The sequence below is a fragment of the Hungatella sp. SL.1.14 genome, from assembly GCF_024460495.1.
Classification (GTDB): domain Bacteria; phylum Bacillota; class Clostridia; order Lachnospirales; family Lachnospiraceae; genus Hungatella; species Hungatella hathewayi.
This window is the reverse complement of sequence record NZ_JANFYJ010000006.1, coordinates 119,172-133,638: the sequence shown is the minus strand read 5'-3', so window position 1 is coordinate 133,638 and position 14,467 is coordinate 119,172. Positions and strand designations below refer to the sequence as shown.

Below are 14,467 nucleotides of genomic sequence, written 5' to 3'. Positions count from 1 at the left end.
TACTATGAGCACTGGGTACACCCCCTCACGAACCTGATTCGAACTATCCCAACCACTTGGTCAGGTCTTTTATGAACTTAGTGCAAACGGTATAATATAAGCAAAAAAGTACGGAGGCAATAAATATGGAAGAATCTGCTGTCATTCTCATTGTTGACGATATGCCGGAACAACTGCGGATCACGGCATCACTCCTGAAAGAACACGGCTATTCAGTCCGGGCGGCAATAAGCGGATCTGCTGCGTTACACCTGGTAGAGCGTGAAATCCCCGATCTTATTCTGCTGGATATCCACATGGATGATATCGATGGCTTTACCGTCTGCCAAAAGCTGCGGTCCAGTTCCCGGTACGAAGATACGGCCATCTTATTCATGACAGCCTCCGGGGACCATGACAGCCTCCAAAAAGGGTTTGAAGCCGGTGCCCAGGACTATATTATAAAACCATGCCATGCTTCCGAACTACTGGCCAGAGTCAGCACTCACGTCCAGATCGTCACACAGGCCCGCCGCTTAAAAGCCGCCTACCAGGAGATGGATCAGTTCTGTCACAGTGTCTCCCACGATTTGAAGTCTCCGGTTCAGGTAATGAAACAGCTGACAGGCTGTCTGCGTGAAGAGCTTTTCTCTTCCCCCACAGGTATCGCCGAAGGCACAGAAGCAATCCTGTCCCGCCTCGATGAAAAATGCATTCAGATGGAAAGCATGATCGGGCGTCTTCTTGATTTTTCACAGATGACAACAGTCAAATACCATCCGGAACTTCTGGACGCAGCAGCCATGATCCGTGAAATCTTTGAGGAGCTGTCCAGCCTTGAGCCAGACCGCGTCATCCTCCTGTCCGATTCCCAGTTTGCCTGTCCGCCCATTCCGGGAGATCCCACTCTCCTCAGACTGCTGTTTCAGAATATTATAGGAAACGCTGTTAAATTCACAAAAGGCCGTGATCCAGCGGTTATCACCATCTCTGCCCGCCAGACCTCCTCCCACACTCTTCTGGAAGTGAAAGATAATGGTACCGGATTTGATATGACTGACTCCGGCCGCCTTTTTCGTGTATTCGAACGTCTTCATACCCAGGCAGAATACGAGGGAACCGGCGTCGGTCTTGCCATTTCAAAGCGAATCATGGAAAAGCACGGCGGTACCATTTCCATCATTGGAAAAAAGGGGAAAGGAGCAACCGTAACCTTGAAATTTCCAGTAAAACTTACACCTTTATTCTCTTCCAGTCGGACCCCTTAAAAGAAAAAGCAGGGCATTCAACGTTATCATTCGCCGTTGAATGCCCTGTTTCCTTCTGTATTATTGATGAGTATACCTGAATACTAATGAACGGAATACCTTATTAAATGCTCATAGTATACACGATGGGTTAAAAAACTTCAATGCTTTTATATGAAACCCCCTTATTAACTACTAAAATTTCATTTATGTGATATGTTTTATTACATTGTATTTTCTTTTATGTATGTTATAATATACAAAAGAATTATTAATTAGGCACTTGAAAGAAGGAAGCATGACAACACCAACTGAAATGATTGGAATGATGTTAGGACAAATTGAGCGGGGACAATCTTCCCCAACAATCAACACTCTCTGGAAAATAGCCACCGGTCTGAAAATTCCGCTCTCACTTCTATTGGAGGAGCAATCATCAGAATATACCATTGCTGCCGCAGAGGAGCAAAACGTCATACTTGAGGATAACGGGCGAATGAAGGCCTACCCCATATTTGCTTATGATCCAATCCGTAGTGTTGAATCCTTTTACATTACCTTTGAGCCAGACTGTAAGCATACGTCAGATAAACATAATGACGGTGTAGAGGAACAGGTTTTTGTCCTGCATGGCAGTTTGCAGCTTGTTTTGAACGGAAAAACAATTATCGTAACAGAAAATCAGGCAATCCGTTTTCACGCAGACATCCCCCACGAATACAACAATCCCTTTGCTGATAGCTGCACCGTTTATGATATGATCTTCTATTCCAAAAATGAAAAGTGAGGCATTCCAAAATGTATGAATTAATTCAGGTGGGAACAAATAGTTATTATATCCAGAGCCCGGCCAAAATAGGACTTTATGTAGAGAATGAGAAGGATGTTTGTTTGATTGACAGCGGAAATGACAAGGATTCCGGGCGAAAGGTACGCCAAATTCTGGAAGCACATAATTGGCGGTTAAAAGCAATTTACAACACTCATTCTAACGCTGACCATATAGGAGGCAACAAATATCTGCAGGGACAGACCATGTGCAAAATCTATGCTCCGGGTATTGACTGCGATTTTACACGCCATCCGCTTTTAGAACCATCTTTCCTCTATGGAGCGTTTCCCCCAAAGGCTTTACGGCATAAGTTCCTTATGGCACAAGAAAGCGATGTAGAATATTTAACAAAAGATAATCTGCCAAAAGGCTTTGAGGTAATCCGATTGCCGGGACATTTCTTTGACATGGTTGGTTACCGTACACCAGATAATGTTATTTTTCTTGCGGATTGCCTGTCGAGCATGGAAACATTGGACAAGTATCAAATTGGGTTCGTTTACGACATTGCTGCATACATCAAGACTCTTGAAATGGTGCAAACATTAAATGCTGAAATGTTTGTACCATCACACGCGGAAGCAACAAACGATATTGCACCTTTAGCACAATATAACATTGACAAGGTTTTAGAAATTGCAAAAAAGATTACAGATCTTTGCAAAGATCCGCTCTGCTTTGAAATGATTTTACAAAAGCTATTTACTGACTACTCGTTAACCATGAATTTTGAGCAGTATGTTCTTGTTGGCAGTACGGTACGCTCCTATCTTGCATGGCTCAACGATACGAATAGAATAAATGCCTGCTTTGAAAACAACATGCTGTTATGGAAAAAGAATAACTGATGAAATACGTTGTTATTAAAGGCCTATAAACAAAAGATAAACAACCTCTTAAGAAGAACAGCCATAACTGTAGCCGCAGCTTACAGTTATGGCTGTTCTTCCTCTTGGAAAGAGCCAATACACCGACATTCTGAATATATTCTTATCCTGCCAATGTCAGCTTCCTAAAGAGTCCCCTACTATAAAGTTTATAACAAATCCGCCAGTGTTTTTTCATAAAAATAGTCATGGACCATTTTATCAAACTCTGACCATAAAGGAAGGGTTTTACATATGGCGGCCCTGCTGCAGGGTTTGGCATCCTTGGAAAGACATGCAACGGTAGCAAGCGAGCCTTCCATTAATTCCAATATCTCACCTACTTTATATTCTTCCGGCTTACGGCAAAGTTTGTACCCGCCCCCACGTCCTCCCAGCCCAATCAGCATCTTTCCTTTGATAAGCTCTTTTACAATGATCTCCAGGTATTTTTTAGAGATTTCCTGCCGCTCTGCCACTTCTTTCAAAGGAATATATCCTTCACCACCATGTTCCGCCAGATCTATCATGACACGAAGAGCATAGCGTCCTTTTGTTGAAATCATACCATACACCGTCCTTTCTGTGATTTATGCCTATTATACCGCAGGGTGAATAGGTAAATCAATAATATTCAAAATTTTTCCAAATCACCTATTGACATAGTAGGCGATTGGTGATACTATAAGCGCATCAGTTTTGAGCTGATCATCAGGAAAGGAGGCGAAAGCAATGACCGGATTCTATACCCTCAAAGTTAATACTGTCATGTGTTGTCGAATGCGAAACTCCCGGGCATATTATATGGCTGGGGTGCGGTTATGCGCAGATTGCAGCATAGCTGACTGCCTCGATACAATGCTTAATTGATCTGTCAGCATATCGTATGCCATTTGCCCGGGAGCTTGTGATGAGCTTCCGGTTTTTTATTTGCTGAAACCGGAACAGCAGCCGATTGAACCGACAAATATAAATCCAAAGGAGATTACAAATATGAGTAAATATAAAAACGAATACAAATTTGAAACCCTGCAGCTCCACGTTGGACAGGAGCAGGCCGATCCTGCCACCGGTTCCAGAGCAGTTCCCATTTATCAGACCACCTCTTACGTGTTCCATGATTCAGCACATGCCGCAGCGCGCTTTGGGCTTGCAGATGCAGGCAATATCTATGGACGCCTTACAAACTCGACGCAGGACGTACTGGAAAAGCGGCTTGCCGCGCTTGAAGGCGGCGCTGCTGCACTGGCAACTGCATCTGGTGCTGCCGCAATCACCTATACCATTCAGGCTCTGGCACAAGCCGGGGATCATATTGTAGCACAGAAAACAATCTATGGCGGCAGCTATAATCTGCTGGCACACACGCTCCCCCAGTTCGGAGTTACCACAACCTTTGTGGATGCCCATAACCTTGAAGAACTAACCGCCGCCATACGGCCAAATACCAAAGCTGTCTACCTGGAAACGCTGGGAAACCCAAACAGCGATATCCCGGACATTGATACAATTGCAGAGATTGCCCATGCACACGGTCTGCCGCTTGTGATTGATAACACCTTTGGCACCCCATACCTCATCCGCCCGATTGAACACGGCGCGGATATCGTAGTCCATTCTGCCACCAAGTTCATCGGCGGCCATGGCACTACCCTGGGCGGTATCATCGTGGATTCCGGCAAATTTGACTGGAAAGCCAGCGGTAAATACGATCCTATCGCAAAACCCAATCCCAGCTATCACGGTGTCTCTTTTGTGGACGCGGCAGGCCCGGCAGCCTTCGTCACCTATATCCGTGCCATCCTTCTCCGTGATACGGGTGCAACTCTCTCCCCCTTCAACGCATTCCTGCTTCTGCAGGGCGTGGAAACCCTTTCCCTGCGCCTGGAACGTCATGCAGAAAACACGAAGAAAGTGGTGGAATATCTGTCTAATCATTCACAGGTGGAAAAGGTGAATCATCCCAGCCTGCCGGATCATCCCGACCACGCATTGTATGAGAAGTATTTTCCCGACGGAGGGGCCAGTATCTTCACCTTTGAGATTAAGGGCGGCCAGGAAGAAGCCTGGAGGTTTATTGACAATCTGAAAATCTTCTCCCTGCTTGCCAATGTAGCCGACGTAAAGAGCCTCGTAATTCACCCGGCCAGTACCACCCATTCCCAACTCTCCAGGGAAGAGTTGCTGGATCAGGGCATTAAGCCGAATACTATCCGCCTGTCCATCGGCACAGAGCATATTGATGATATTCTCGCTGACTTAGAGAATGGGTTTGCTTCATTATAACAAGTAATAGGAATGAAATTGAGATAGAAGGAGGCGGCTGGCTTGAACTGGGAAATTATCGGGAAATATTTGCCGTTATACCAAAAAGCAGCGGTACTGACAGTAAAAATCGGGTTTATGGGGATAGCGGCCGCCATCATGATTGGGTTACTATGTACCATCATTCAGTATTATAAGATTCCGGTCATCCGCAGGATCGTATCTGTGTACATTGAAATCAGCCGGAACACCCCTCTTATGGTGCAGCTGTTCTTCATCTATTATGGCCTGCCCAAAATAGGTATTCAGACAGATGCCGCTGCGTGCGGTGTTGCAGGACTGGCTTTCCTCGGCGGGAGTTATATGTCAGAAGCATTTCGCAGTGGGATTGAGGCGGTTGCGCCAATCCAGGAGGAAAGCGCATATAGTCTCGGGCTCAGTAAACTGCAGACTTTCTCTTATGTAATCTTGCCGCAGGCATTTTCCATCAGCGTTCCGGCATTTATGGCGAATGTGATTTTTCTGCTGAAAGAAACCAGCGTATTCTCTGCCATAAGCCTTATGGATTTAATGTTTACAGCAAAGGATCTGATTGGACTGTATTACAAAACTGCGGAGAGCCTTTTCCTGCTGGTAGTGTTCTATCTTATTATTTTGCTTCCGGTTTCCGTTTTGGGAAGCCTCCTGGAAAGGAGGTCACGCTATGCCGGATTTGGGTCTTGAGGTGCTGCTGAAAGGGAAAAATCTTGCCCGTATCCTTGGCGGATTAGACGCAGCACTCAAAATCAGCATGATTTCCGTCGCCATCAGTATCCCATTGGGAATCATTTTGGGCATTCTCATGACATGGAAAAATCCAATCTGCCGGGCGATCCTGCGATGTTACCTGGAATTTGTCCGGATTATGCCTCAGATGGTGTTACTGTTCCTCGTCTATTTCGGCACCACGAGAGCCTTTGGCTGGGACCTATCCGGGGAGCTGGCATCTGTGATTGTATTCACAGTCTGGGGAGCGGCGGAAATGAGTGATCTGGTCCGGGGTTCTCTGATCAGCATTCCCATACACCAGTACGAAAGTGCTGAGGCGCTGGGACTGTCGAGAATACAGAGCTATCAGTACATTGTTCTGCCGCAGGCCGTGCGGAGGTTAATTCCACTGTCAATCAACCTCATCACAAGAATGATTAAAACCACAAGCCTGATCCTGATGATTGGCGTCGTGGAGGTACTGAAGGTTGCCCAGCAGATTATAGAGGCAAACCGGATGGGCAGTCCCAATGCTGCATTCGGAATTTACTTAACGGTATTCTTCCTGTATTTTATTGCCTGCTGGCCAATCAGCCTTTTGGCGAAATACCTTGAGAAACGATGGAGGTGAGGAGATGTCAGAATCGGTATTAACCATAGAACATCTGACAAAACAGTTTGACAATTCTACTGTTCTGAATGATTTAAGCCTGCAGATTCACGAGGGCGAAGTCGTCGTGATTGTCGGTCCCAGCGGATGTGGAAAAAGTACACTGCTGCGGTGTATCAATGCCCTGGAGGACACCCAAAATGGTGAGATCCGGCTCCATGGGGAACTTGTCACGAAGCGAAGCAGAAACTTAGCCGGAATTCGCCAGAAGATCGGTATGGTGTTCCAGAGCTATGAGCTGTTCCCGCACCTGAACGTGTTGGACAATATCCTGCTGGCACCGACCAAAGTGCAGAAAAGGACAAAGGACGAGGTAAAAAAAGAAGCTCTTGCACTTCTGTCCCGTGTTGGGCTTTCGGAAAAAGCGAAAAGTTTTCCACGGCAGTTATCTGGCGGACAGAAACAACGGGTTGCAATTGTCCGTGCATTATGTATGCACCCTGAAATTCTGCTGTTTGATGAGGTGACGGCGGCGCTTGACCCGGAGATGGTCAGGGAAGTATTGGAGGTTATCTTAAACCTTGCAGACCAGGGACGAACGATGATAATCGTCACTCATGAAATGCAGTTTGCAAAGGCCGTGGCTGACAGAATTATTTTTCTGGATGATGGAAATATCAAAGAGGAAGGAACACCGGAGCAGTTTTTCGATGCACCGAAAACTGACCGGGCGAAAAAGTTTTTACAGACATTTACCTTTGAGCGGAAAGGTTCAAAATAAAATTGATATAGGGCGATGCCCGGAATGGAGATTATTATGAAAAAAATTCGTAAGCTTGTAACTGTTACACTTACTCTGTCGCTAGCGTTTTCTCTGGCTGCCTGCGGATCAGAGAATTCTTCAAATAATAATGTGACAGCCAACAGTAGGAAAACCCAGAATGTTGTTTACCGTACTTTGGATGAAATTAAGGAGAGCGGCACCATTAACATCGGCGTTTTCTCTGACAAGAACCCGTTCGGCTATGTAGATGAAAATGGAGAGTATCAGGGTTATGATGTGTACTTCGCCAACCGCATCGGTGAAGATCTTGGTGTGAAAATCAACTATATCTCCACCGAGGCGGCAAACCGCATCGAATATCTGCAGACTGGTAAGGCAGATATCATTCTGGCAAACTTCACAGTAACACCTCAGCGTGCAGAAGAAGTTGATTTCGCGCTTCCATATATGAATGTTGCACTGGGAGTCGTTTCTCCAGACAGCCGTGTAATTGAAAGCCTGGATAACTGGAATGCGGAGGATCCGATCATTGTCATTTCCGGCACAACTGCAGAAACCTATCTGATTGAGAACTACCCTGACATCCCACTTCAGAAGTATGATTCTTACGCAACCGCAAAGAATGCCCTGGAAAATGGGAACGGGGCCGCATGGGCCAATGACAATACCGAGGTTATTGCCTTTGCTTTGCAGAATGCCGGCTACACTGTGGGAATTCCGTCCTTGGGCAGTCAGGACAGTATTGCACCTGCAGTTTCCAAAGGGAACAGCACGCTTCTGGACTGGTTGAATGAGGAAATCAAAGCCCTTGGCGAGGAACAGTTCTTCCACAAAGATTACGAAGCAACACTGGTTGATACCTATGGCCTGGACTACGAAGACAGCCTGGTTGTTGAAGGCGGAAAGACAAAATAAATGATGAAGAATATACTGGTCTTTGGCGATTCCAATACCTGGGGACTGATTCCCGGCACTCATGAACGGTATCCATGGGGAGTGCGCTGGACAAGTATCCTACAGGAAAAAGAACGATGTAATAACACCCGCATAATAGAAGAAGGTCTATGCGGAAGAACCACCATTTTTGAGGATGAACTGCGCCCCGGAAGAAAAGGGCTCGATATGCTTCCTGTCCTGCTGGAAACCCATAATCCCCTGGATGCGGCAATCATCATGCTTGGAACCAATGACTGCAAAATATTGTATCGCGCTCCTGCCCATGTGATTGGGAAAGGGATTGTGCTTTGCCTGGACGAATTGCTAAAAGTAATTCCAGCAGACAGGATTTTATTGGTGTCCCCTCTTCTCCTTGGAGAGAATGTCTGGAAGCCGGAAAAAGATCCGGAGTTTGATCAGGCTTCCGTGTTAATTTGCAAACAACTGAAAGAAGAATACAGAAAAATCGCCTCTGCAAAAGGAACGGCCTTCATTGCGGCATCAGACTATGCAGCCGCAAGCAGCATTGATGATGAACATCTGACGGAGGACGGACACTCGGCACTTGCGGATATTTTGTACAACAAGCTGATAGAAATGAAAGTGATTTAGGAGGCTCAATCCAAACCTTCCATACCGGCATGGACTATGCTGAGGAGACCGCGTAGTCTATCGGAATGTGAGCTATATGACCGTCTATCGAATGTTTCACGAACTATTCAAAAAAAACAACGTGGATACGGTTATGGCAGATATGACTGATCTTGAAGCAGTAAAAAAGGCAATCATTCCCGGAACAAGGCTTGTCCATATTGAAACACCAGACAATCCCACTGTTGGCATAACAGATATAGAAGCAATTGCAAAAATCGCATGCAGTCAGCTGATAACACCTTTACTTCCCCGCTGAATCCCCCCCGGAGCTGGGAGCCGTTTTTGTGGTGGACGCCCTCACAAAATTTATCAATGGTCATGGTGATGCCCAAGAGGGAGCAATCCTTACCAACAATCTGGAGACGATGGACCGCATCCGCTATGAGGCACACAGGTTAACGTTGGCTCCGTCATCAGCCCATTTAATACATGAAGATTTTCCGTAGCTCAGTCACTTTCACGATACGTATGCAGAGAAGCCTGCTTCGCCGGTTTCTTTCAGCAAGGCTAAAATTTATCTGTTCCAGTTTTTGGGCAACCACATCAACATTCTCCGAGGGGTCTATTGGGCTGCCTAACAGCTCGCCTACAGAAACTTCCAAAATTTCTGCGTCCCGTATCAGTATGTCTGCGTCCGGAACAGACAGGCCTTTCTCCCATTTTGAAATCATTTGTCACACGACATGCAGCTACTCAGCCATGACCTCTTGAGAAATGCTCTTTGCTTTACAAAGATTTCCTAAATTCTCGCTAAACATCAAAATTGCTCCCTTCTAATGCTTACAGAATAACGGATATCTGCTGTTGCATTAAGCAATGCAAAGTAACATGAAGGATTATAGAATGTAATTTTCAGAATACGGTCCCTGCCTTTACAGTTTTTTGCTATAGATTTCCAACTCATACTTATTCCCGTTTCGCAAGTCAATTTTCTGTTCTGAATATTGGTAAGAAAATCTGCAGGGGATCGCAAGGGCTTTTGATGTACTATTCTCAGCCCGTGTCGAGTAAAAAAATTCTTTCCCGCCTAAATTGCTGCAATATTATAACAATAATTGCAAAATCTGTTTTCCATACCCTTTGCCTGTATAATCTGGGCCAAGGGTATTTTTCTGATATTCAATGGTTTTGCGAATACATTCCCTGGCCGCCGCTTCACTCTCTGTCACTCGCCATTGCATATACAGTGCTGCTTCCGACCGCGACCATACATTTTTGTACATCGTTTCCCAGTCTTCAAATTTAGCTTTCTCAAGTATGAGATCTTTTGTTTCTTCTGAAAATTCACTTGGCTTTATAATCATCGTTTCGTTGTGTGTCGCTTCTTTCTGCTTGCTACTGCAAACAGTCAGAAGCACTGCGAATAACACAAAGATGAGAAAAGTACCTTTTTTCTCGTCTTTCCGTTTTAATGTCAGTCCTCCCATCAGGACTTTTATAACCTGATTTCATAACTATACCTCTATCAAAAGCCAGTTTAAAAATATGGTATTCATTCATCACATTTCAGGCCAGAAATCCCCAGCCCTATTCCGCTAATAAAGCATACTAACTCTCCCCAACCGCCTAAACTGCTGTCCGGCGATATTAGAAAAAAGCCGCCAATCAGAATTATCGCAATACCAAATAAAATCCGTTTAAGTCCCTGCATTATGTATACTCACATATGTCAATTCAAGTATTTCTGATTCTCAAAATCTATTATCACAATAAAAATTAATCCGGCACTGAATTTCACAGCCCTAATCTGGTAAAATAAACAGACCATAAAACTACTAGACCAATGAATGCGAAGATGCGGTTTAATAAAATATATGTACCACTCGGTTCCGGCTTGTCTCCATTATGTTTCCAGAAATCAATATACCATAGAATTCTGGGATTTATTATATCTAATAGCAGTACAATGCTTACAATTATATAAATAGCCATATGAATCAATCCCCTCTGCCAAGAATACCTGATCCACCAAATGTCTACTGAAAAAACATCCTGTTTGCCAAATCTAAAACAACATCACAACCATTTCGCCCAATCGCCATAGTCAAAAATTCTACGTCCACCTTCTCATTCACTACAATGGTTTTCCCTTTCGTCCTCATGTGACAGCCTTTATGTTTTATGAATTATGGGTGTTCCATGTAATACGCCAATATTTTAAATTAAGTAATCCTATCATTGAAGAAGCTGCTATATGACCGATTAAGACATTGATACCATGCTGCAACGGAAGTATTACTGGCAGAACGAATATTGAGCCAATCAGGAGTAGCCCCAATACAATCTGTAAAGGCTTCATCCGCGCTTTCTTGAAATAGCTGATAGATGTTATAACCAGCAATATGATTCCCAACGCAAAAAACGCCATCCAATAATAGCTAGATAACCCACTATTATAATATCCTGCATAACCGGAATATCCCGTGATCAGAAAAATATATCCTAACCAACGGCAGCAAAGCATTTTAGAATTGTTTCTATTTTCTCGCCACTCGTTTTCCTGTGCGGCCTGTTCCGCTTGATATTTCTGCGGCTCAACCAGCCCGGACAGGCCAACATGGAATACAGTTGCCAATTCGGTAAGATTTTTTGCCTTAGGTTGGCTTTGGTCAGTTTCCCACTTTGAAACAGCCTGCCTACTGACGCCTAACTGCTCGGCAACATACTCTTGTGATAATTTCAGTTCGTTTCTTTTGGTTTTAATATTTTCACCTAGTGACATATCTATCGCCTCCTTTGCCCTAATTTTATAAGGAATCGTAGTTGCATACCACCAACTATACGTCAACTCATGGTTGCAATATGATTTTGTGAGCTTTTGTATGAGGAGATAAGGGCTATATACCCAAAATAAATTTTAAATAATCTGCGGTACTCACTTCAGCTATCATTAAACGTACATCAATCTGTTCGTTGCGTTAGCCTTTTATTATACATTTTCTTGGTACTTGCCTTATCATTTTTCAATCCTCGATTTGTCACTCTGTGTAACTCTTCATAAATTAGATTAAGTCTTGTAAATTATGTATTTATTTTAACAAATATTTCTCAAATGCTTTATGGGCATTAAAATGTACATCCCTAAAAAATAGAATCAACCATATAATGTATGCTCCGATGGCTGCATATGGTGTTAAAACATAAGATGAAACAGCGCCAATCAACATAATTGCTGCCCATACAAAACATGAATTTCTTATATCTCTTGCAATCCATGCCTTATCATACATTTCCTGCTCCTCTTTTGATAATGTATTAAATCCAGAAACAAATTTTGCTGACTTTTCCTTAAATATAGCAAATAGTACACCTATAATGCCAAAAGGAAGAACCAAAACAATACATGCCCAAAAACCAACGAAATTCATAATTATCACCCCTTTGAAAATTTAATTTTTCGGTTCTGCAAACCTGGATTCATTTTTTTGATTTCGATACCCTTCCTTAGTAAAAACATTATTCAGTTTTATTTCTGTAGGAATAATTGTAAGGGCCATGATTGCTATTTGTGTAAAAACTAAATAAACAATCAGCGTTTCAAAGTCTGGGCGGCCTTGAATATATAGGACAAATGCACTTGAAATCACTGCCAATATAACACCTATGCAAAAATTTATTTTCCCCCAATATTTATGCGCGTAAGACCACGTATCCTTATTTAATCTTGACATAGTGGTTCGGTAGCCTGAAAGCCCATTTATATCTTCAGGCGGATTGTTTTCCCACCGTTTGCCTAATATAATCATAGAAAGCGGAACCAGCAATGAACAAACCAATAAAAATATAAACACTTCAACTCCTCCTTCTGTCGCTCTTTGATATGTCTTTATGTGGATTGATTCAAGCCCTCTTAGTTAAAACAGTACTGGCAATATTTAATATTCGCTTGAAATCCTGCCTTTTGAGTACATGCTTGTTGAGGAAACACCTCCGTCTACTGGAAATGCCCCTCCTGTTATGTAGCCGGCTTCATCACTCACCAGAAATGCTACCATATGGGCAATGTCTTCTGGCCGGCCGATGCACTTCATCGACATCCGCATACTGCTGTGCAAGACATTTCTTCAGCATAATCAGCCCAGCTTTCGTGGCACAGTATAAAGGGGAAGTCAGTTCCGGCACCAGGCCTAGGCAAGATGCAATTATGACAATATTTCCTTTTGCTTCCATGATTTTGGGAAGCGCATTCCCAGTCATCCGATAAGTTCCTTTGATATTAACATCTACCATCTGATCCAGCTCCTCATTTGAGGTATCCTCCAGATATTTTTCAAAATATATACCCGCATTATTTATCAGAATGTCTACCCGCGGAATCTGGGATAACGCAGTTAAAATCTGATCATCTTTCCGGATATCCACTTGATAATATTGAAAGCCCTCCGGTGGCGCCTGGATGTCAAAAATAATAACATCCATGTCCATCTGAGATAATCGTTTTGCAATGGCAAGCCCCATGCCTGAGCTGCCTCCCGTCACAATCGCAACCTTTATCCTATCGCTCCTTCTATAAAGTATAACAGTATTTGCTTGTCATCTTGCTAAAAAGCTTCACGCTTTCACTCTACCAATTTGTTCTTTGCACAGCTGCCCTTTTCCAGGTATATAGAAACAAAAGTAAGATTCCACCCGATAGTGCATAGGCAACAGACCACATTCTTTCCGCCGCAAAAAGGCTGTATCCAAACAACATAAGAAAACAGGTTATTATAATAAAGCCGGCTCTGGATATCTTTGCCCTTTTAGAAAGTCCAGATAGATGAAATACATCCAAAAGGTGAATTATTTGTTCCTTTTTTATATTCATTCCTCGAATAAGCGTACATATGTTGAGGACGACGAGGACAAATACCGCTATAATCCAAAGAAAGGGAATAAATAATAATGCTGCTTGATTGTCAACCCCGTTTAAACCGCGATTCAATGCACTTATAGAAGCTCCAAAAAAGGCGGCTCCATTTAAAATTGAAACAAGACACATTGTAATCCAAAAAAACCATTTTTTCATTTCTCTTCTCCTTCCAAATGTGGAATCAACTCAATCAAAACCACTATTTTACTCATAAAAGAGCCTCCAAATAACCATATAAACATAAGAGAATATCTCCAGAGTAGGATGATCCTCTCCATATTCCGGCAGACAGGGATGTTCCCAGCAATGTGTGTATTCGGTATTCCTGTCATTTTATCAAGCCAGACTCTGCGCAGATCTCTGACTTCCCCTATAATATTACAATGGAACACTTTTTTGTAGAAGTCTATTAGCTTTATTTCGCAATAATATTGGTATGGGCATATCGAAACATCTATTAATTCCTCATTTCCATAATGAGAGGTCTACATTCCCTAAAACGGTATTCTTAATGACGAGCCACCTGCATTTATTTATCATTATAATGATATTATCTGAAAATGGCACAAAAATCCTTTAAATATTATCTTACAATTTCATGAAGAAACAGCGATACATACCATTTCTCTATTTCCTCAATAAATTTTTATTTTAATACCCGGTTAAATACAAATCCACATAAAAGCGAAAACAGA

The 14,467-nt window shown here is 43.2% G+C and carries 16 protein-coding genes and 2 pseudogenes; 10 read left to right on the top strand and 8 right to left on the bottom strand.

What is annotated here, in order from left to right; translation table 11 throughout:
* Window positions 1-125: 125 nt before the first annotated feature.
* The 3 genes from NE473_RS08635 to NE473_RS08625 all read left to right on the top strand — a co-directional run bounded on the left by NE473_RS08635 (window position 126) and on the right by NE473_RS08625 (window position 2,906).
* Window positions 126-1,247, top strand: coding sequence for a response regulator (locus tag NE473_RS08635; protein ID WP_006777406.1), 1,122 nt, complete (start codon window positions 126-128; stop codon window positions 1,245-1,247).
* 277 nt (window positions 1,248-1,524) lie between these two features.
* Entirely contained in the window at window positions 1,525-2,013 is a 489-nt protein-coding gene (locus tag NE473_RS08630) for a helix-turn-helix domain-containing protein (protein WP_117632225.1), read from the top strand.
* Between the two features lie 11 nt (window positions 2,014-2,024).
* Window positions 2,025-2,906, top strand: a complete 882-nt coding sequence (locus NE473_RS08625; protein WP_055650814.1) for an MBL fold metallo-hydrolase — start codon at window positions 2,025-2,027, stop codon at window positions 2,904-2,906.
* A gap of 188 nt (window positions 2,907-3,094) precedes the next feature.
* Here NE473_RS08625 and NE473_RS08620 read toward each other — a convergent pair whose 3' ends face one another.
* Window positions 3,095-3,490, bottom strand: a complete 396-nt coding sequence (locus tag NE473_RS08620; RefSeq protein WP_006776831.1) for an RrF2 family transcriptional regulator — start codon at window positions 3,488-3,490, stop codon at window positions 3,095-3,097.
* A gap of 427 nt (window positions 3,491-3,917) precedes the next feature.
* Here NE473_RS08620 and NE473_RS08615 point away from each other — a divergent pair, with 427 nt between their 5' ends.
* The 7 genes and pseudogenes from NE473_RS08615 to NE473_RS08585 all read left to right on the top strand — a co-directional run.
* Entirely contained in the window at window positions 3,918-5,210 is a 1,293-nt protein-coding gene (locus NE473_RS08615) for an O-acetylhomoserine aminocarboxypropyltransferase/cysteine synthase family protein (RefSeq protein ID WP_039893414.1), read from the top strand.
* Between the two features lie 42 nt (window positions 5,211-5,252).
* A complete protein-coding gene (locus tag NE473_RS08610; RefSeq protein WP_006776829.1) occupies window positions 5,253-5,912 on the top strand; it encodes an amino acid ABC transporter permease in 660 nt (219 codons plus the stop codon).
* Window positions 5,893-6,567, top strand: a complete 675-nt coding sequence (locus tag NE473_RS08605; protein WP_006776828.1) for an amino acid ABC transporter permease — start codon at window positions 5,893-5,895, stop codon at window positions 6,565-6,567. Before NE473_RS08610 ends, NE473_RS08605 begins: the two co-directional genes overlap by 20 nt.
* 4 nt (window positions 6,568-6,571) lie before the next feature.
* Window positions 6,572-7,327, top strand: coding sequence for an amino acid ABC transporter ATP-binding protein (locus NE473_RS08600; RefSeq protein ID WP_006776827.1), 756 nt, complete (start codon window positions 6,572-6,574; stop codon window positions 7,325-7,327).
* Window positions 7,328-7,363: 36 nt separating this feature from the next.
* Window positions 7,364-8,245: a transporter substrate-binding domain-containing protein gene (locus tag NE473_RS08595; RefSeq protein ID WP_039893418.1), complete on the top strand. Its 882-nt coding sequence runs from the start codon at window positions 7,364-7,366 to the stop codon at window positions 8,243-8,245.
* A complete protein-coding gene (locus NE473_RS08590) occupies window positions 8,246-8,878 on the top strand; it encodes a GDSL-type esterase/lipase family protein (protein WP_006776825.1) in 633 nt (210 codons plus the stop codon). It begins immediately after the preceding gene.
* A 55-nt stretch (window positions 8,879-8,933) separates the two neighbouring features.
* A pseudogene (locus NE473_RS08585) lies at window positions 8,934-9,176 on the top strand (PLP-dependent transferase); the annotation flags it as partial.
* Between the two features lie 787 nt (window positions 9,177-9,963).
* On the opposite strand, the gene NE473_RS08580 reads toward NE473_RS08585, so the two are convergent.
* The 7 genes and pseudogenes from NE473_RS08580 to NE473_RS08555 form a co-directional block, all read right to left on the bottom strand.
* Window positions 9,964-10,347 carry a hypothetical protein gene (locus NE473_RS08580; RefSeq protein ID WP_006776518.1) on the bottom strand — a complete coding sequence of 128 codons (384 nt, stop codon included), beginning with the start codon at window positions 10,345-10,347 and terminating at the stop codon, window positions 9,964-9,966.
* Window positions 10,348-10,654: 307 nt separating this feature from the next.
* Window positions 10,655-10,852: a DUF6199 family natural product biosynthesis protein gene (locus tag NE473_RS33120; protein ID WP_039893212.1), complete on the bottom strand. Its 198-nt coding sequence runs from the start codon at window positions 10,850-10,852 to the stop codon at window positions 10,655-10,657.
* A gap of 187 nt (window positions 10,853-11,039) precedes the next feature.
* Window positions 11,040-11,642: a helix-turn-helix domain-containing protein gene (locus NE473_RS08575; RefSeq protein ID WP_039893213.1), complete on the bottom strand. Its 603-nt coding sequence runs from the start codon at window positions 11,640-11,642 to the stop codon at window positions 11,040-11,042.
* A gap of 307 nt (window positions 11,643-11,949) precedes the next feature.
* Complete coding sequence (locus NE473_RS08570; RefSeq protein WP_006776522.1) at window positions 11,950-12,288, bottom strand: DUF3784 domain-containing protein; 339 nt, start codon at window positions 12,286-12,288, stop codon at window positions 11,950-11,952.
* 21 nt (window positions 12,289-12,309) lie between these two features.
* Window positions 12,310-12,711, bottom strand: a complete 402-nt coding sequence (locus tag NE473_RS08565; RefSeq protein WP_039893215.1) for an SdpI family protein — start codon at window positions 12,709-12,711, stop codon at window positions 12,310-12,312.
* Window positions 12,712-12,795: 84 nt separating this feature from the next.
* Window positions 12,796-13,399 (bottom strand): annotated as a pseudogene (locus NE473_RS08560) (SDR family NAD(P)-dependent oxidoreductase).
* Between the two features lie 85 nt (window positions 13,400-13,484).
* A complete protein-coding gene (locus NE473_RS08555; protein ID WP_006776526.1) occupies window positions 13,485-13,928 on the bottom strand; it encodes a hypothetical protein in 444 nt (147 codons plus the stop codon).
* Between the last annotated feature and the right edge of the window lie 539 nt (window positions 13,929-14,467).

What these genes read in the sequence shown, in the direction of transcription:
- NE473_RS08590 (WP_006776825.1), top strand. Translation starts at nt 8,246, where the DNA reads ATGATGAAGAATATACTGGTCTTTGGCGATTCCAATACCTGGGGACTG.
- NE473_RS08600 (WP_006776827.1), top strand. Translation starts at nt 6,572, where the DNA reads ATGTCAGAATCGGTATTAACCATAGAACATCTGACAAAACAGTTTGAC.
- NE473_RS08605 (WP_006776828.1), top strand. Translation starts at nt 5,893, where the DNA reads ATGCCGGATTTGGGTCTTGAGGTGCTGCTGAAAGGGAAAAATCTTGCC.
- NE473_RS08555 (WP_006776526.1), bottom strand. Translation starts at nt 13,928, where the DNA reads ATGAAAAAATGGTTTTTTTGGATTACAATGTGTCTTGTTTCAATTTTA.
- NE473_RS08570 (WP_006776522.1), bottom strand. Translation starts at nt 12,288, where the DNA reads ATGAATTTCGTTGGTTTTTGGGCATGTATTGTTTTGGTTCTTCCTTTT.
- NE473_RS08575 (WP_039893213.1), bottom strand. Translation starts at nt 11,642, where the DNA reads ATGTCACTAGGTGAAAATATTAAAACCAAAAGAAACGAACTGAAATTA.
- NE473_RS08595 (WP_039893418.1), top strand. Translation starts at nt 7,364, where the DNA reads ATGAAAAAAATTCGTAAGCTTGTAACTGTTACACTTACTCTGTCGCTA.
- NE473_RS33120 (WP_039893212.1), bottom strand. Translation starts at nt 10,852, where the DNA reads ATGGCTATTTATATAATTGTAAGCATTGTACTGCTATTAGATATAATA.
- NE473_RS08580 (WP_006776518.1), bottom strand. Translation starts at nt 10,347, where the DNA reads ATGGGAGGACTGACATTAAAACGGAAAGACGAGAAAAAAGGTACTTTT.
- NE473_RS08635 (WP_006777406.1), top strand. Translation starts at nt 126, where the DNA reads ATGGAAGAATCTGCTGTCATTCTCATTGTTGACGATATGCCGGAACAA.
- NE473_RS08630 (WP_117632225.1), top strand. Translation starts at nt 1,525, where the DNA reads ATGACAACACCAACTGAAATGATTGGAATGATGTTAGGACAAATTGAG.
- NE473_RS08625 (WP_055650814.1), top strand. Translation starts at nt 2,025, where the DNA reads ATGTATGAATTAATTCAGGTGGGAACAAATAGTTATTATATCCAGAGC.
- NE473_RS08615 (WP_039893414.1), top strand. Translation starts at nt 3,918, where the DNA reads ATGAGTAAATATAAAAACGAATACAAATTTGAAACCCTGCAGCTCCAC.
- NE473_RS08620 (WP_006776831.1), bottom strand. Translation starts at nt 3,490, where the DNA reads ATGATTTCAACAAAAGGACGCTATGCTCTTCGTGTCATGATAGATCTG.